15 protein-coding genes are annotated in these 17,416 nt (G+C 53.2%); 6 read left to right on the top strand and 9 right to left on the bottom strand.

The annotated features are described in order from the left end of the window. Positions 1–63: 63 nt before the first annotated feature. Positions 64–1,188, top strand: a complete 1,125-nt coding sequence (locus LG297_RS05500) for an ABC transporter substrate-binding protein (protein ID WP_404425932.1) — start codon at positions 64–66, stop codon at positions 1,186–1,188. A 19-nt stretch (positions 1,189–1,207) separates the two neighbouring features. Then, entirely contained in the window at positions 1,208–2,656 is a 1,449-nt protein-coding gene (locus LG297_RS05505; RefSeq protein WP_404425934.1) for a diguanylate cyclase, read from the top strand. A gap of 32 nt (positions 2,657–2,688) precedes the next feature. Here LG297_RS05505 and rodA read toward each other — a convergent pair whose 3' ends face one another. The 7 genes from rodA to LG297_RS05540 form a co-directional block, all read right to left on the bottom strand. Next, positions 2,689–3,852 (bottom strand): rod shape-determining protein RodA, encoded by a 1,164-nt coding sequence (rodA, locus tag LG297_RS05510; protein ID WP_404425936.1) that lies wholly within the window; start codon positions 3,850–3,852, stop codon positions 2,689–2,691. A 4-nt stretch (positions 3,853–3,856) separates the two neighbouring features. Next, positions 3,857–5,776, bottom strand: a complete 1,920-nt coding sequence (gene mrdA / locus LG297_RS05515; RefSeq protein ID WP_404426933.1) for a penicillin-binding protein 2 — start codon at positions 5,774–5,776, stop codon at positions 3,857–3,859. 153 nt (positions 5,777–5,929) lie between these two features. Beyond that, positions 5,930–6,445 (bottom strand): rod shape-determining protein MreD, encoded by a 516-nt coding sequence (gene mreD, locus LG297_RS05520; protein WP_404425938.1) that lies wholly within the window; start codon positions 6,443–6,445, stop codon positions 5,930–5,932. After that, a complete protein-coding gene (gene mreC, locus LG297_RS05525; protein WP_404425940.1) occupies positions 6,442–7,425 on the bottom strand; it encodes a rod shape-determining protein MreC in 984 nt (327 codons plus the stop codon). The genes mreD and mreC overlap by 4 nt, the downstream gene beginning before the upstream one ends. A gap of 125 nt (positions 7,426–7,550) precedes the next feature. After that, complete coding sequence (locus LG297_RS05530; protein ID WP_007090779.1) at positions 7,551–8,591, bottom strand: rod shape-determining protein; 1,041 nt, start codon at positions 8,589–8,591, stop codon at positions 7,551–7,553. Between the two features lie 182 nt (positions 8,592–8,773). After that, on the bottom strand, positions 8,774–9,658 hold the full coding sequence (locus LG297_RS05535; RefSeq protein ID WP_404425942.1) for an alpha/beta hydrolase family protein: 885 nt from the start codon (positions 9,656–9,658) through the stop codon (positions 8,774–8,776). Between the two features lie 156 nt (positions 9,659–9,814). Further along, positions 9,815–11,365 carry a 2-isopropylmalate synthase gene (locus tag LG297_RS05540; protein WP_404425944.1) on the bottom strand — a complete coding sequence of 517 codons (1,551 nt, stop codon included), beginning with the start codon at positions 11,363–11,365 and terminating at the stop codon, positions 9,815–9,817. A gap of 619 nt (positions 11,366–11,984) precedes the next feature. Here LG297_RS05540 and LG297_RS05545 point away from each other — a divergent pair. Both LG297_RS05545 and LG297_RS05550 read left to right on the top strand, forming a co-directional pair. Continuing rightward, entirely contained in the window at positions 11,985–12,608 is a 624-nt protein-coding gene (locus LG297_RS05545) for a LysE family translocator (RefSeq protein WP_404425946.1), read from the top strand. An 84-nt stretch (positions 12,609–12,692) separates the two neighbouring features. Next, positions 12,693–13,010 (top strand): hypothetical protein, encoded by a 318-nt coding sequence (locus LG297_RS05550; protein WP_062952617.1) that lies wholly within the window; start codon positions 12,693–12,695, stop codon positions 13,008–13,010. A gap of 85 nt (positions 13,011–13,095) precedes the next feature. Here LG297_RS05550 and LG297_RS05555 read toward each other — a convergent pair whose 3' ends face one another. Continuing rightward, positions 13,096–14,130: a hypothetical protein gene (locus LG297_RS05555; protein WP_404425948.1), complete on the bottom strand. Its 1,035-nt coding sequence runs from the start codon at positions 14,128–14,130 to the stop codon at positions 13,096–13,098. Positions 14,131–14,300: 170 nt separating this feature from the next. Further along, positions 14,301–15,329, bottom strand: coding sequence for a GGDEF domain-containing protein (locus tag LG297_RS05560; protein WP_404425950.1), 1,029 nt, complete (start codon positions 15,327–15,329; stop codon positions 14,301–14,303). A gap of 435 nt (positions 15,330–15,764) precedes the next feature. Here LG297_RS05560 and LG297_RS05565 point away from each other — a divergent pair, with 435 nt between their 5' ends. After that, positions 15,765–16,487, top strand: coding sequence for a hypothetical protein (locus LG297_RS05565; RefSeq protein WP_404425952.1), 723 nt, complete (start codon positions 15,765–15,767; stop codon positions 16,485–16,487). A 673-nt stretch (positions 16,488–17,160) separates the two neighbouring features. Further along, a complete protein-coding gene (locus tag LG297_RS05570) occupies positions 17,161–17,367 on the top strand; it encodes a cold-shock protein (protein WP_007090786.1) in 207 nt (68 codons plus the stop codon). Positions 17,368–17,416: the final 49 nt, after the last annotated feature.

Raw genomic sequence — 17,416 nt, forward strand, 5'->3', positions numbered from 1 at the left:
CAAACAGGTAAGGTTGCACGACGTGCAGCAGAAAAATCTGTGATCGGTGTCGGGGGACGGTCTTTGAAGCTTGGAATTTGGTTCGTTTGGCTTTGTATACTTTTTTCAGCAGCAGTAAGCGCGAATGCGGCTGAAGCAGATAACAGAGTCAAACCGCACATTGCCTTTATCAATCCCGGTTACGGTGACAGCGGGTTCTGGAAAGATGTCAGCGATACGATGCAGGCGGCGGCCGATCAGTTCGGTTTTGGCCTGACGATTTTTGACAGCGACCGGGACTGGGCGCGAATGGCGGAAAATGCCAATCGTGTTTTTGCAATGGATCCCGCCCCCGATTACATCATCGCGGTTAATGAACATCAGCAGGGTACGCGGATTGTGCTTGAGGCGCAGGAACATGGCATTCCGATCCTTATGCTTCTGAACGATCTGACAGAAGCGCAAAAGCAGCGATATGGCCGCCCCGGCAAGGAGCTGACACAATGGATTGCAACCCTGACACCCGATAACGAACGGGCGGGGTTCGAAATTGCCCGGTCCCTTGTTTCCGCCGCGCGAGATGCAAAACATGGACGGAGGCCCGGAAACATCTGTTTGTTGTCGCTGGCAGGAGACAGCCTGACACCTGCATCCTTGCAACGCTTGGACGGGCTTGACCTTGCGCTTCAACGCTATCGGGTTCTCAAAGAACAGCGTCGACTTGTTGTAAACTGGTCGTTTGATGAGGCATATCGGCGTACAGCGGACTGGATAGCTAAAGGCGGATGTCTGGGTGCTGTCTGGGCGGCGAATGATGCGATTGCTCTTGGTGCCGTCAAGGCGATTGAAGAGGCTGGAATGGTTGCCGGAAAGGATGTCTTTGTCGGAGGACTGAACTGGTCGGCCGAGGGGCTTGAAAACGTCGGGAATGGCAAGATGACCATGACGCACGGCGGACATTTTCTGGCCGGAGCATGGATTATGGTTGTGCTGAAGGATTATCTGCAAGGTGTTGAAAGATTAAGAAAAAATCCCGAAATATCCTTCAGAATGCAGTCGATAACGCCGGACAATATCGAAACCTACAAAAAGGTTTTGGGAAGTCGTGACTGGGATCAAATTGATTTTTCACAATTCAGCCTTGTCGGCAAACCGCAACAAAGAGACTATCAGTTCGGGATAGAAAGCCGGTCCGCCGAAGTGGAATAACAGGAATGAAAGGGAGAGCGTGTCCAAGACAGGAAGAGATGATTACCAGGACCTGTCTGCGCTGAAGCTTGGCAGTTCGGTCGCCGCAAGGCAGCTTAAATATTCCCTGTTTGCCGCTACGTTGCTTGGCCTTGCCATTACGGTTTTTCAGATTGGCAGTGATTATCGCTGGATTGGCGATGTTTATCGTCAATCCAATCAGCGTGTGGTTGACAGTAGTATGCCCGTTGCGGCCGAGGCCGTATTAAAAAACGACGCTGCACTGGCCGAGGTGATGGTCCATGGCATGATGTTGCAACGGTCCGTATCGCGTGTCGAAATCAGGTATCAGGATGGGGCTGTTCTGTATCAACAGAAACGACCGGATGGTCAAATTGCGACATCCCGATGGGCAAAACAGTTGTTTGGCGGTTTACAAAGGCTTGAAATTCCGTTGCACAACTCGGCTCTGCCGTCCTCCGAGAAAATTGGCGCGATGGTTATCGAATTGAATCCGCAGGTATTCGTGACCATCTTTATGTCCCGGTCGGCCTGGTCATTTTTGGCCAACATGGTATTCGCTGTTGCCATGGCTGGGGTTTTTGCCACGCTGAGTTACTTTGTTTCATCAAAGCCGTTGGTAAAGCTTGCGCATTATATCGTCAAAGCCGATCCGACAGATGCCAAACGTTCGTTCGAAATGCCGCCAATGCACCGTCATGATGACGAGATACAGTTACTGGGTTCGGTCACGGTCGGACTGTTTGGCATGATCCGGGAGCAAATCGGGCAGTTACAACGCGCGCGTGACGATTTGCTTGATGCCAATGTCAATCTCGAAGCGCGGGTTGAAATGCGTACGCGGGAACTTAATGAAGCAATGGGCAAGCTGGAGGTGCTGGCATCGACCGACCCCTTGACCGGGCTTGCCAATAGGCGGGTTTTTATGACGCGTCTGGAAGAAAACCTGTCGGTCTGGAAACGTCGCGATATACCGGTGAGTATCCTGTTGCTTGATATCGACAGGTTCAAGCTTTTGAACGATACATACGGCCATCAGGCTGGGGATGCTGTTCTGGTATCGCTGTCAAAACTTTTAAAAGACAGCTTGCGTGATATCGACTTGCCTGCCCGTCTGGGAGGCGAGGAATTTGCGATACTGCTTCCGGGGGAAGAACTGGAAGGGGCCCTGATCCTGGCTGAACGCCTTCGCATGGCGATTGAACAGGAAGCTGTTGCGTTTGGTGGCAGGCATTTGAACTGCACGTCGAGTTTTGGCGTGATATCGTTGCCGACGCAAACTCGGATCGCGGAAATGGATGCCGAGGTTGCCGAAAACATGGCGATGTTGAAGTCGCGCGAAAACACGGATCTTGCCGATATTCTTTATTCAATGGTGGACGCTGCACTTTACCGGGCCAAGGAAGCAGGACGTAATCGCTGTGTATCTGCAGATTTGACAGATATTGCCGAACAGATGAATGCCTGAGACCTGCCGCAAGATGGCTATGCCATGGCTGTTCAGTTCCGCCCGTCATCGTTACCTTGCCGTGAAATACGAATATCACGGTGGACTGAAACGCTCATCAGCAGGCCAAAACTGACCAGAATTGTCATCATCACCGTGCCGCCATAGGACACCAGCGGCAAAGGTACACCCACGACCGGGATCAGTCCCATCACCATCGCAATGTTGATAAAGACATACAGGAAGAATGTTGACGTGATGCCGATGGCGACCAGTCGGCCGAACTGATTGCGACAGCGGAGTGCAATCACATAGCCATACATGATCACCACGGTATAAAGGAGCAGCAACGCCATCCCGCCCACCAGACCGAATTCTTCGCCAAGCATGGTAAAGATAAAGTCGGTCTGCTTTTCGGGCAGGAAGTTCAAATGGCTTTGCGATCCCAGCATATAACCCTTGCCAAACACGCCACCTGACCCCAGTGCGATTTTTGACTGGGTGATATGGTAACCCGCACCAAGAGGATCATTTTCCGGGTTAAGGAAAGTCAGAACACGGTTTTTCTGATAATCGCGTAAAAATTGCCAGCCGATGGGAATAACGGCCAAAACGGTGCCAAGTATCAGGGCAAATTTCCAGACCCGCACCCCGGCCAGCCAGAATATCACGCCGCCACCGGCAACGAGCAACAGAGCGGTACCAAGATCGGGCTGGCGCAAAACCAGCGCTGCTGGTGCCAGGACCATCAAAAGTGGAGGTATCAAAAGCGGTATGCGACCGGCTTCTTCGACGGTCAGACCATGGAAATAACGCGCAAGCGCCAGCACGAGCGAGATTTTCATCAATTCGGACGGTTGAAGCTGGAAGAAACCAAGATTGATCCAGCGTTGCGCCCCCATGCCGATATCCCCCTTGATCTCGACACCGATCAATAGGATCAAGGCGCCGAAATAGGAAAAATAGGCAAGTTTCAACCATATCCGGATATCGGTAACCGCAATCGCGATCATCAAAACCGCACCGACGGCAAAGCGCATCATCTGCCGTTCTGCCCATGGTTCGACCGATCCGTTTGCCGCAGAGTACAGCATGGCAAAACCGATCCCGGCCAAGGCGGCAATCAGCAGCACCAACGTCCAGTTCAGCATCAGAAGACGGCGGCCGATCGGCACGTAATCCGGGTCCTCGCCGATGCGATATCTGCGCGATGCCATGTTTCTAGCCTTCTTTTTCGCCGCGGTCGGGCTGTGCCGGATGCCGCAATTGTGCAGTCGATGTGATATTGGCCGCCGAAATGCCCGGGCGGGCGGATTTCAATTCCTGCGCCTTGATCAGAATGTCTCGGGCAATCGGGGCTGCAATGCCGGAACCCGATCCGCCATGATCGACAACAACCGCACAGGCATAACGTGGATTATCGACCGGGGCGAAGGCGACAAACAGGGCGTGGTCGCGATATTTCCACGGCAATTCATCGTTGTCGAGAACCCCGGTGGTCTGTCGTTCGCGCATGGTAATGCGGCGCACCTGGCTTGTGCCCGTCTTGCCGGCCATTTCCATGCCCTTGATATCGATGCGGGACCGATGGGCTGTGCCGCGCAATTCGTTGGTCACACCATTCATGCCGTCACGAATGCGCGCCAGATGGGCACGGTTGACCTGTAATTCCGGGAATTCCTCGCTCGCCCGGCTGGTAATGCCTTCCGGTGTCACGTGATCACGGGTCAGGTGGGGTTTGACAGCCTTGCCCGATGCGATACGTGCAACCATGGTGGCCAGTTGCAACGGCGTTGTCAGCACATAGCCCTGACCGATTGACGAAATCAGGGTTTCACCACCTTGCCAGCGTTTGCCAAGCTGGATTTCTTTCCAGTCCTTGGTCGGGATCAGACCGGAACGTTCGTTGGGAAGGTCAATACCGGTCAATTCGCCAAGACCAAGTTTGTTGGCCATGGCGGCAATGCGGTCGATGCCGATCTTCTGCGAGATTTCATAATAATAAACATCGCAGGAATGCTTCATCGAGTCATGCATATCGACCCAGCCATGGCCGCCGCGTTTCCAGCAATGGAACCGCGCATTACCAAGATCAAGATGACCGGGGCAGAAGAAACGCTGATTGGCCGTAATCACACCGGCTTCAAGTCCGGCAAGGGCGACGCACATTTTGAATGTCGAACCCGGTGCGTATGTACCCGTAACCGTCTTGTTGGACAGAGGCGAGTATTCATTATTGACCAGACTGTTCCACAGCTTGTGCGAAATGCCATTGGTAAAGGCATTCGGGTCATAGGTCGGATGTGATGCCATCGCAAGCACTTCGCCATTATGGATGTCCATTACAACGGCAGATGCACTTTCCTTGCGCGACAGGCGCTGATTGGTATAGCGCTGCAATTCAAGATCAAGGGTCATGACAACGGTATTGCCGCTGTTGCCTTCCTCGCGGTCAAGTTCGCGAATGACCCGACCCAGCGCGTTGACCTCGACCTGACTGGTGCCGGCACTGCCGCGAAGCGCCAGATCGTAAACTTTTTCAATGCCGTTTTTACCGATCCGGAAACCTGGCAGTTCAAGCAACGGGTCGCCGGTTAGTTCCTTTTCTGAAACGGCAGCAACATAACCCAGTGTATGGGCCAGATGCGGTCCTTCGGGGTAATCGCGCGAACGACCGGCATCAATGATCAAACCGGGCAGATCAGGGGCATTGACGCCGACACGCGCAACTTCTTCCCAGCTTAGATTGTCGCGGACCGTGACCGGCACAAAAGATCGCCTGCGGGCGACATCACGTTCAACCCGTTCGATGGTATCAGGACCAAGTTCGATGATCTGGTTCAGGATTTCCAGAGTACGGCGAACGTCCTGCGCCTGTTCGCGAACAATCATGATATGGTAATTCTGGCGATTGACCGCGACCGGTGTGCCGAAACGGTCGGTAATCAGACCGCGTGGTGGTGGCAAAAGCCGGTGCGATATCCGGTTCTCGTCGGCAAGGACGCTGTACCGGTTGCTTTCCATCACCTGCAGATAATACATGCGCGCGGCAAGACCGGTCAGCAGCACACCCTGCCCCGCGCCGAGTATCAGGGCGCGGCGGGTAAAAGTGCGAAATCTGTCTGAATCACGGTGCCACATAGGCGTCGTCAAACCTGTTGATCGTGGTGCCCCGCCAGAATTCGGGAAATTTGTAGGCCCGTTTTATCCTGTGCGAAGCATGTTGAGAACTGTCTTTCAAGCATAGCCGATAGCTATTGCCAAAACATCAATTTTGACCCGCCGGGTCTGGTTCTAGATATGGCGCAAAAGCGTATTTTGCGCCCGTGCCAGAACCCACGCCACCAGCGGGAAAAGCACCGCTGTCAATACATAGCTAATCAGTGTCGCCTTGATCGGCAAGAAGGCCCCGATCAGGGCCGAACTCAAAAGCCACTGAACCAGCAACGCTGGCACCGCCACCAGCGCAAAGCCCCACCACATCACGTTGAAAGACTTGTTATGGAAAAAACGACCCTGACTGGCCGATCCGGTTTGGACCAGCAGCAAAACAAGCGAACTGACGCCCAGCGGCAACCCGGTTAGCAAATCCTGCAACAGTCCCAAAAAAAATGCCGTCAGCGCGGTCAGCAAATCCGGCCGGTTTACCGACCAGTAAAAGACCGCCATCAAGGGCAGGGCTGGCGATGCGGTGCTCAGCAACGGCACACTGATCGGCAACAGGTTGATCAGCAGCAGAATAAAAACGCTGAATGCCGGAAACAAACCACGTGCGATGATATCCAGCCTGTGCCAGACACCGGGCTTCACGGAAGTCGATCCGTCGGTTTTGCCGGTTCGATGATCGGCTGATCCATTTCGGCATTCGTGCCATCATTTGGAACAATACCGACCCCGTTTGGAATGACCCCGTCATCAAGGACCTGATTGCGGCGCATCGCCTGATCGCCCAGAATTCCTTGCAGCCCGTAATCGGCAACACGCAGATATTCAAGCTGGTGACGGCGGAACAGAGGGGCGACACGTACGGCATTTTCCGAAACGGACGACACAACACCGACCGGAATGCCGGGCGGGAAGGCACCGCCATGACCGGATGTCAGAATACGGTCGCCAGGGGCAACTGCAGCATCCGCCGTCAGGAAGGTCAGAAGCGGACGGTCCGTATTGTCGCCCGACAGAAACGCACGGTCACGCGAATTTTCAACAATCACCGGCACGCGCGAGTTGATGTCGGTAATCAGCAGAACACGCGATGCCTGATAACCGGCTTCTGCAATGCGACCGACAAGCCCCTCGTCAGACATAACCGCCTGTCCCTTGGTGACACCATCACGTGAACCGGCGGATACCATCAGGCTATGCGCATAGGCACCGCCCATATCGGCAATCACACGTGTTGTGACAAGACGCAGCGGTGGCGGGCTTGTGTAATCGGCAAGATCGCGCAGGCGGGCATTTTCATGCGCCAGATTGCGCGCAACCTGCTGCCATGCCAGCAGTGCCTGATTTTCGCGACGCAGGCGTTCATTCTGTTCGTACAGATTAAAGATATTGGTGGCTTGTTCGGTCAGCTCGTTGATGCTGGCGGCCGGGCGGGAAACGACATTCATGATCGGCGACACAAGATCTGCCGAAGCGGCACGTATCCGTTCGATCAAAACCGTATCGGCCTTGCCCAGAAGCATCAGGCCGAATGCCGAAACGATCAGAAGGATAAAAGCGAAGCGATGAAGCGCCGTACGTAACGGCGAAAAGATACGCTGCTGCGGACCGCCATGCTGAGCCACTATATTCCCCGCATTAGATCAGAAAAGTTGTCCCGAAATCCCGGTGGGATATTCAACCTTAACGAAATCACCGAGTCGCGTCCAGTCAGGACATGACCCGGTGAAATGTTTTTTGCCATTTTGCCTTAGTAGGCAGTATGCAGCACGTTGCGCAGCATCTTTTTTTCTTCGAGTGCGCGACCGGTACCCAGTGCAACACAGGAAAGAGGATCGTCTGCAATCGAAACCGGAAGGCCGGTCGCATGACGCAGAACATAATCCAGGTTGCCAAGCATCGCACCGCCGCCGGTCAGAACGATACCTTTGTCGACGATGTCGGCTGCCAGTTCCGGCGGGGTCTGTTCAAGGGCGACTTTTACCGCCTCGATAATTGCCGAAACCGGTTCTGCAAGGCTTTCTGCAATCTGGCGTTCGGAAATGATCAATTCCTTCGGAACGCCGTTCATAAGGTCGCGACCACGGATTTCAACCGTTGCACCATCACCGTCATCCGGTGCGCAGGCCGAACCGATTTCTTTTTTGATGCGTTCTGCCGTGCTTTCGCCGACCAGCAGGTTATGGGTGCGACGGATATAGGCGATGATCGCCTCGTCCATCTTGTCGCCACCAACACGTACCGAACGGGCATAAACGATACCGCCAAGCGACAGGACGGCAACCTCGGTGGTGCCACCGCCGATATCGACAACCATCGAACCGGTCGGTTCGGTGACCGGAAGGCCCGCACCAATGGCGGCTGCCATCGGCTCGTCAATCAGCCAGACCTTGCGGGCGCCGGCACTTTCAGCACTTTCCTGAATGGCACGGCGTTCAACGGCGGTCGAACCAGACGGCACGCAGATAATGACTTCCGGGCTCGCGAAGTTGCGACGACCATGCACTTTACGGATGAAGTGTTTGATCATCTCTTCGGCGATGTGGAATTCGGCAATCACGCCATCGCGCAACGGGCGAATGGCCTGAATATAACCGGGTGTACGGCCTAGCATCTGCTTGGCTTCTTCCCCGACGGCAAGTACCTGTTTCTTGCCCTTTTCGTCGGTGATGGCTACCACGGATGGTTCGTTCAGGACAATGCCACGCCCTTTAACGTAAACCAGTGTGTTGGCGGTGCCCAAATCCACCGCCATGTCGGAGGATAAAACCCCAAGAAGCTTGGAAAACATTCCTGCCCTATGCCCCGGTTAATAGTAAAATCTTGAATACGAATGTAACGGCTTTGATAGCGTAACGCGTCAGTCGATGCACGAATAATCTGCTCAGGGAATTGAGGAATAATTAAGACGCCGCAGAAGACGTGAAATAAGATGCAAAAAGATGATCCGCCATATGGTGTTGGCGTTTTCATTCAAGGTTTATCACCCTTGATAATTATTCCAGTTTTACGCAAGAAATCCATAATCAAGGCAGTTGTACCGGGGGCTGTTTCAATTTGCAGGAAACTGCGAGTCGTTTGTTTTTCAGGTTTTGCGCTGCTTTGAAGCATTTCAAACGTTACCGGCACACGGTCAGCACGCGTGTCGCGATCCATCCGCCATTGACACCATGCCGGCGGGTTTAGCGGATCGTCCTTGATGGTCACCAGAAGGGCGGGGACGAAATTATCCATTTCCGACATGCATTGCGCCCGCAACCCGATCATCGCTCCGAACCGTTCATCAAACCGTTTGGCATGGCCATGACGATAAACCGCAAGCTGTGCCGCGGCTGCCCCGTAACCATAACCGAAAATCGCGATCCGGCCGGGATCAATGCCGGGTTGGCGGGCGAGATAGTCAAGCGCGCTTAACGCGTCGAACGCCCAATAGGCAACGCCATGTTTGGGATTATCCAGCGTGCCGGCTGTGCAATAGCTTTGCGATGGATGCGCTTTTCCCGGTGAAATACGAAGCACGGCAAGTCCCGTGTCATGCAGCACAGAAATCCATTCTTGCGGGAAACGGTCATCACAATCGGGTACGACAATAACCGCCGCTGTTTTGACATCGTTGTTCGCGGGCGGATAATAGGTACCCGGAATATCGGATTGCAGGCTGTTATCGACTTTGGGGATTTCTTTGCCTGCATCCATCAAACGCTGTCGCAATCCGCTCAGCGGATAGGGTTGGGCGGGAATGTCGACATTCGTGGCATTGTCGATGGTGACGGCATCTGCGGGGGCTGATATCGCCCCAAATACTGCAGCACAAAGGACAAGGCGGCGAAACTGAAGAACGGGATGTTTGCGCATCATCTGTCCCCTCCGCATAAGAGACACATTATAGCACAGAATACCCGTATTCACAGAAATCAGGCCGGATCGTTGCAGTATGGTGACGGAATGTGGCATCTGAATAGAAAAGAGGCGGCAAAATGCCACCCCTTTATCTTCTCAACCGGAATACGGCAATCAGGATGCCATGGCGTCCGGCGCGGTTTTCTGGCTTTTCTCGATCAGCTTGTTAACCGCGGTGACATAGGCCACGCAGGATGCAACAACGGTATCGGTATCCGATGCATTGCCAACCACGGTGCGGTCTTCGCCATCCAGCTTGACGGTAACCGTACCCTGTGCGTCCGTGCCCTCGGTAACAGCATGAACCTGATAGAGTTTCAGTTTCCAGTCATGCGGATAGATTGCCTTGATCGCGTTAAAGGTCGCGTCAATCGGGCCATCGCCGGTGGTTTTGGCCGTTCGGGTTTCGCCGTTCACATTCAGTTCCAGTTCGGCCGTCTGCGGCCCCTTGGAGCCACAGGTCACAGCCAGTGATACGAACTTGATATGTTCGTTGTCACGCATGCCGTCATCGACCAAGGCAACGATATCGTCGTCATAGACTTCTTTCTTCTTGTCGGCCAGTTCCTTGAAACGGGAAAATGCATCTTCGATGGCATTGTTACCCAGATCGGCAAAGCCCAGTTCCTTGAGCTTTTCCTTGAAGGCATGACGGCCGGAATGCTTACCCATCACCAGGCTGGATTTGTTCAGGCCGATGCTTTCCGGTTTCATGATTTCATAGGTTTCGGAATTTTTCAGGAAGCCGTCCTGATGAATGCCGCTTTCATGGGCGAAGGCATTGGCACCAACGATTGCCTTGTTCGGTTGTACGACGAAGCCCGAAACCGCCGACACTAGACGCGATGCATTCATGATTTTGGTCGAATCAATCCCGGTTTCATACGGGAAAGCATCGTTGCGCGTTTTCAGCGCCATGACGATTTCTTCGAGTGCCGCGTTGCCGGCACGTTCGCCCAAGCCGTTGATCGTGCATTCGATCTGACGCGCACCGGCATGAACAGCCGCCAGCGAGTTGGCAACCGCCATGCCCAAATCGTTATGGCAATGAACCGACAGGATGGCCTTGTCGATATTGGGTACACGGTTAAACAGCATGGTCATCAGATCGGCATATTCGGTCGGGGTCGTGTAACCGACGGTGTCCGGAATGTTGATGGTGGTTGCGCCCGCATCAATCGCGGCTTCGACACAACGGCACAGGAAGTCATGCTCGGTACGTGATCCGTCCTCGGCCGACCATTCAACATCATCGGTGAATTTGCGCGCCAGTGTGACACTTTCAATCACTTTTTCCAGAACGCGTTCCGGTTCCATCTGCAACTTGTATTTCATATGCAGGGGACTTGTGGAAATGAAGGTATGGATGCGTTTGTTTTCTGCCGGTTCCAATGCTTCGGCGGCCCGTTCGATGTCGCCTTTGGCTGCGCGTGCCAAAGAACAGATGGTCGGGCCTTTGATTTGTTTGGCGATTTCATTGACCGAGCGGAAGTCACCGTTCGATGCGATGGCAAAGCCTGCCTCGATGATGTCGACTTTCATTTCTGCCAAAGCGTGTGCCACACGCAGTTTTTCATCAAGCGTCATCGACGCCCCCGGGGACTGTTCGCCGTCACGCAGGGTGGTGTCGAAAATGATGACGCGATTGTCGTTAGCACTAGCCATTACAGTAATTCCTGATCAAGCGGGACTCTGCCCGAATTTTAAAACTTCATTTTGGAAAGAGTGCGGGCCTTGTGGCGCGACTTGTTCCCCTGAGCTGCGGTAAATGGATCGACCTGTGTGGCAATCCGAACCGTCTTTGTACGCTCAGGGGCGGGTAAGTCGTAGCGACCCGAGCGCTGCGAGACCAAGGAGACCGAGATTTAGGTTTAGAGCAGACACCACAAAAGCATCCGAAGCATCGGCTTCGGTGCGATCGGCAATTGCAGGAATGTTGCAAATGTCTGCGGTCATCGGTCTTCATCTAGTGGCATCGAAGTGCCAGACTGTGCTGGCGACGTCCCCAATTTCGTTGGACCGTGCGCCAAGGTCAAGCAATTTTTGTATCTTTGGTGTGCTTTTTAGGGTGGAATTTAGCGCATGGTGGCAGCGCGAGGGGCCTCTGGCAGAGCTCAGGCCTCCAAATTGGCCTGCAAAATATGAGAAGTGCCGATTGCAGATCTCCTATGCCAAAGATTGAGTTTGAGGCGAGAAAATTCTCGGTTATCTGTTGTGTAACCGATACGAAATGCCCCAACAAAGTTTCGTATCATGTGCCGCCACCAGATTACGGATTTTCACGATGTTAAGCCTCTCTCTGATCGGAGCCTTTATTCCGACGGCTTTCTTTGTCTCGATCACGCCGGGGATGTGCATGACGCTTGCGCTGACCATGGGAATGACGATCGGTGTGCGTCGTACTGTCTGGATGATGATGGGAGAACTTGTCGGCGTGGGGATCGTGGTCGTGGCGTCGGCCCTTGGTGTTGCGACGGTGATGCTTGAATATCCTGCGGTCTTTGCAGTGTTCAAATATGTGGGTGGGGCTTATCTGGCGTGGCTTGGTATCCAGATGTGGCGTTCGCGCGGGCGCATGGCACTCAGCGCCGAGCTTGATGCTGCTCGTCCGGCAACGCCGGTTGCTCTTGCCTCCCAGGGATTTGTGACTGCGATTGCCAATCCGAAGGGCTGGGCGTTCATGGTGGCGTTATTGCCGCCCTTTATCAGTCTTGACCATGCTATCGCGCCACAGCTTTCCGTGCTGGTGGCAATTATTTTGGTGACAGAACTGATTTGCCTGACGCTTTATGCTACCGGTGGGCGGTCCTTGCGTCATTTCCTGGAAAAAAGCGGGAATGTCCGTATCCTCAACCGGATTGCCGGAACGCTGATGATCGCGGTCGGGATATGGCTGGCCTCAAGCTAGGGCCCTATTTGTTTGTAAAACCTCTTTAAATCGGATTATCCTGCCTTATATCGATGTATAGATGCATTTGCAGGAAGAGCCATTATGCGCGAATTGCGCTGTATCATTTTCGAGGAAAGCGAACTGATCAAGGCACTGGTCGGCTATCGCCGTCGCACGGGAAAGCCGCTGCCGCCCGGCCAGATCGGCAAGCTCGAAATTGAGAAATCGCCTGAAATTGCGGCCCGGCTCAATATCATAGCCGATCATGGTGACCCGATAATTGTTCCGGCAGCAGGTGCAGAACTGGCGGCAGCACTGATTGCCTATTGTATTGATGTGCGCGTGCCGGTACCGGCATCTTCGAAAAAATCGATTACCATGATTGATGGCCATGTGGCGCTAAAGATCATGAAGCAATAGCGACGACTTCGACGCCCAAAAGAAAAAGCGCGGCATTTGCAGCGCTTTTGCAATTCAGGGCAGGGCGATCAAGGCCGGATCAGCGTTACCACTGCATCATCTTGCCTTTAAGTGCGCCCATGCGCTCATCTTCGTTCTTGAAGCTTTGACCCGATGCGATTCCGTCCTGCACCTTGGTCATCATCAGCCATTCCTTAACCTTCATGAAACGCGGTGCAAGGAATTGATAGGTGTCGCGCACCAGCCGTACCGCTGGGGCGCCGCGTTCAAGTTCCATGGTGTCCCAGCGCTCAAAAAGCGGTTCCCACGCGCGCAGACGCCGATAAAGATCATCGCGCGTGGTGCGGATATATTGCCGTTGGGTGGTAAAGTTGCGCAGGACCGACATGATTTCACCGGTATTGGCGTCGATCTCGTCAAAGCTGTTTTCGAACTTCTTCATCGCATCATCAATCAGGCGAATAACCTGCGTGACTGTTTCCAGGACGCCTTTTTCATGGGCATAGATACGGCGCAGTTCCTGAAGCTTTCTGTCGATCTTTTTAACGTTGCGATACTTGTCGCGAAGTGTCTCGACATAGGAAAGTTCTTCGGCCACCTGATGAACCAGATTGACAACTTCCTCACGATTCTCGCGGCCGATATTAAGTTTATCAGCGACTTCGTCAAAGGCCTGATTGATCTTTTTCTTGGTAGCGGGATCCTCGGCAATCTGCATGAGCTGTTCAGGATCGGTGATCAGTTCCTCGTTCCCGGACATCCATGTGACAAGCTGCATGGTCAGCCGGTTATAGGCGATCGCGCGGTGATCTTCATCGACTTCCCAGGATGCTTCGCCGGTCAGGACCTCCAGCGGTAAATCATCGCCGGGGCGCAACACATTGACGAAGTCCAGCGACTTGTCGACAAGTCCGATCAGTTCACCATCGTTTGAGTCAGGATCAATCCCGAATTCCTTGCAAATGGCTTTAAGCGGCAGTGAAACAACCGATCCTTCTGCCATTTTCAGGACAAAAAGCGCCTCGTCCGAAAGATCGGACTTTTGGAAATGGCAATCTTCGAACGATTTGAAAACCTTGTGTTCAAGGTCGAGTTTGCGTTCGCGCATCGGTTTGTTCATTTATTTGCTCCGCCCGGACAAGCGCTGCAAGTTTGATTTATGGCCTTTGCCTTCCAAATGAAAGGGTGGCATATCAATTATCGCAGAGAAGAAGCCGGGGCTGGTGTCCATATTTTCATATTGTTGCAGACGATACATGCCGTTCCCGGCACATCGTCGCAGCAGATATGTCATCGTATCATAGTGCAGGTGTTTCGTCCTTCCTGCTTTGCCTGATAGAGGGCTTCATCCGCCCGGTCAACAAACTCCAGTATATTCTCGCCAAGCTTGTAACACGTCAAGCCGATTGAAACGGTTAACTTACCGAAATCCTTGCCGGTTTTCTTGTTGACGATCCGCTGCCCCGAAACATTGTCGCGCAGCTTGTTGGCAAGCTTTTCGGCATTTTCCACCATGGTATCGGGCAGAATGACGGCAAATTCCTCGCCGCCGTAACGGGCAACCGTATCTGCCCCCTTGGTCGAATTGACCAAAACGCGCGCGACAGCCTTAAGGACACCATCCCCGGCACGGTGGCCGTGACTGTCGTTGAAATTTTTGAAATGATCGATATCGATCATTAGTAGGCTAAGCGGTGCACCAGTTTCCATGGTTGTGGTCACGGCATCACGAAGCGATGCATCAAAATTCTTGCGGTTGGCGATCCCGGTCAGGGTATCGGTCAGGGCATCCCGCCGTACCAGTTCCAGTTCGCTTCGAACCCTGCGAACTTCGTTATGATAATCGTCAAGGCACCCGTTGAATTCGCTGTATTTGCCATGGGCGTCGCGTGTTGCGCTTGAAAGCCCGCGCGTCACATCGCGTGCGACCTCAAGGGTGATATCGTCGGAATTCAGGCGGTCGGACGCATTGTCCAGCTGCTCGCAGAAACCTTCTGTCTCGCGAATCACGCAATGTACGGCTTCTTCAACCCGCTCGACAGCGGCCTGCAAGCCTTCGACGCCCATATTCAGTCGTTGCTGCAGGGCGTGCGTGCCGAGGAACTTGTGATAAATCCGAAAGACGGTTTCCTCGTCGAGTTCCTGTGTGTTTCGTATCAGGACCTTGACGATTTGACTGAGTTCGGGGATCTCGTCGGTCAAATAGCTATAGAATACGTGATAAACCTGCGGTGTCGGTTGCAGGTTCAATTCCGTTATCAGCGTCATGACATTGTGCGCAATGTCGCGTGGATTGGCGATCTTTGTCGTTGCAGTCACTTTATGCGTTCCGATCTGATCTTCGGCCTGACCTTATTTAACTGCTTGTGTCCCAATCCGTCCGGGATTCCCGGTTTGCTCGTTTTATATTGTTATATATATGCTGCCGTGTGGCATGCATTTAAATCCATCTTCAACCGATTTGCAGGCAATTGTCACGCGAAACCACCTTCTGCAATATGACAAAATCAGGCAATCGCAATTTTGCTGCTGAAACAGCTTGAGAATCCCAACCTCTTCAGGCGGTTGTCCGCGGCGGTTGGAAACGGGTTTGGCCATGCGTCCGATATGTTCACCGGATTGCCATTGCTGTTTTGATACGGATGATTGCGTATCCGGATATTCCGGTCTTGAAGGCGGGGCGTAACAGGGCCATATCGCGACAATGGTAATCCGGGATGACCCGGTCTTGACGACATTTCTGTGCGGGGGCTTATGAAACGTCCCGTTTGCTGTTTTCTTGCCTGCTGTGTTGCCGTAATCGTCTTTTTCTCATCCCCGGTCGCCAAGGCAAATTCCGACGACGAAGCCCTCGTCATCGGCATATCGGTTACGCTTGGTGAAAACTGGGACCAGTCTCTTGACGCGACACAAATCCCGTTCTTTGCTGCCTTGCAGGCAGAACCGGAATTCAGGATGGCCGACGGTATTCCGTATAACCGGATGATGGAATTGTTTGAGGCGCGCGACCTTGATTGTGTGATTGTGCGCCTGCTTGAGCCGATGCCGGGAAAAGTGTTGGCACAGGAAGAAGTCCCTTTCGACCTGATCCTATACATCCGCCGGGGGGATAGTCCGGAAAAGCGTCGCAAAATTGTTGTCGGCCATCTGGCAAATTTGCCGCCCATCACGGTCCCCTATGAAACCGGAACAGAGTTTTATGGCATGCGCACAATCGAGCAGGGGCAGCAATTGCTGCTCCAGGGGCGAATTGATGCGGTGATTACGCATTCAGGACGACTGGATCATGTGCCGGGCCTGACCCGGGCGCCTTTGCCGCCGGTATTGCATGTCGAACTGAGCCTCGTATGCCACGATACGGCCCGGGCCAGACAGCTTGTCGCGGAATTTGACAAGAAAGTTCAATCAATCCGGGCCACAACCCGGCGCGGCGAAGGAATATCGTCGCCGGTTGGCAACATAACGGCCTCCTTTTGATCACCTTCAGGTCAGGATAGAATCGATTGAGGCTGATATTTGTGGGCATAATATAAATGCCGGTTTTGGGCCCTCTGGAATGCAAACATGTGAAAATGTTCACAGTTCCGGATCGCTATTCAAAGGACCTGTCATTTGGTTTGTTTGAATGATTGTCAGATTGGCGGGTGATGCCAGGGGCCATACAGCAATCATTTTTTGCTACCGGAAAAGATGTTCTGCCAAGCAGGCGATTTGCCTGATTAACCGTTGCAGTCGCATATTTCGTCAAAAGCGGAGAAATACTTGCATTCCGGTATGGGGATGCGGGTTCATTCTGTCCGGTCGGGGGCCATCTGGTGTTACGTCGCGTGCATTTTGGAACAATCCGCTGAAATCGATCCTGCGCATTCGTGCGGCCAGGTTGTGGCTGAATTCATTCACTCGATCAGAAAGAAATATTCGTGAAAAGGTAGCTAAGCACCCGCTTTGAATAAAGAACTTCATACATGAATCCATTGCACGATACCCGAAATTCGCGTAATTGTTGAAACGATGCAGTATGTCTTTGATGTAGATGGTTGCCTTATGGTTGAGGTTCCCATGCCTGTCAGAAGACTTTCTGCAGGGACGTAACTTAAGCATTTTCCGCGCTTGGGAAATGCGATTACCAAAACTAAGGACGACTACGGATATGGCTACCGGAACGGTTAAGTGGTTCAATGCGACCAAGGGTTATGGCTTCATCACCCCGGACGAAGGCGGCAAGGATGCATTCGTGCACATCACCGCTGTTCAGCGCGCTGGTCTGCAGGGACTTGATGAGGGTCAGAAGGTTCAATTCGAGCTGATTGAAGGTCGTAACGGCCGCATGTCGGCAGAAGAACTCTCCATCATGTAATTTGATTTTGGATTGCAGCTTTTGCTGACAACCGTTAACGCGCCGGTCT

Source organism: Thalassospira australica, from assembly GCF_044790785.1.
Classification (GTDB): domain Bacteria; phylum Pseudomonadota; class Alphaproteobacteria; order Rhodospirillales; family Thalassospiraceae; genus Thalassospira; species Thalassospira australica_A.

Bases quoted from the DNA above. Each gene is read 5' to 3' on its own strand.
- rodA (WP_404425936.1), bottom strand. From the start codon at position 3,852: ATGGCATCGCGCAGATATCGCATCGGCGAGGACCCGGATTACGTGCCG.
- mrdA (WP_404426933.1), bottom strand. From the start codon at position 5,776: ATGTGGCACCGTGATTCAGACAGATTTCGCACTTTTACCCGCCGCGCC.
- LG297_RS05530 (WP_007090779.1), bottom strand. From the start codon at position 8,591: ATGTTTTCCAAGCTTCTTGGGGTTTTATCCTCCGACATGGCGGTGGAT.
- LG297_RS05535 (WP_404425942.1), bottom strand. From the start codon at position 9,658: ATGATGCGCAAACATCCCGTTCTTCAGTTTCGCCGCCTTGTCCTTTGT.
- LG297_RS05540 (WP_404425944.1), bottom strand. From the start codon at position 11,365: ATGGCTAGTGCTAACGACAATCGCGTCATCATTTTCGACACCACCCTG.
- LG297_RS05545 (WP_404425946.1), top strand. From the start codon at position 11,985: ATGTTAAGCCTCTCTCTGATCGGAGCCTTTATTCCGACGGCTTTCTTT.
- LG297_RS05550 (WP_062952617.1), top strand. From the start codon at position 12,693: ATGCGCGAATTGCGCTGTATCATTTTCGAGGAAAGCGAACTGATCAAG.
- LG297_RS05555 (WP_404425948.1), bottom strand. From the start codon at position 14,130: ATGAACAAACCGATGCGCGAACGCAAACTCGACCTTGAACACAAGGTT.
- LG297_RS05565 (WP_404425952.1), top strand. From the start codon at position 15,765: ATGAAACGTCCCGTTTGCTGTTTTCTTGCCTGCTGTGTTGCCGTAATC.
- LG297_RS05570 (WP_007090786.1), top strand. From the start codon at position 17,161: ATGGCTACCGGAACGGTTAAGTGGTTCAATGCGACCAAGGGTTATGGC.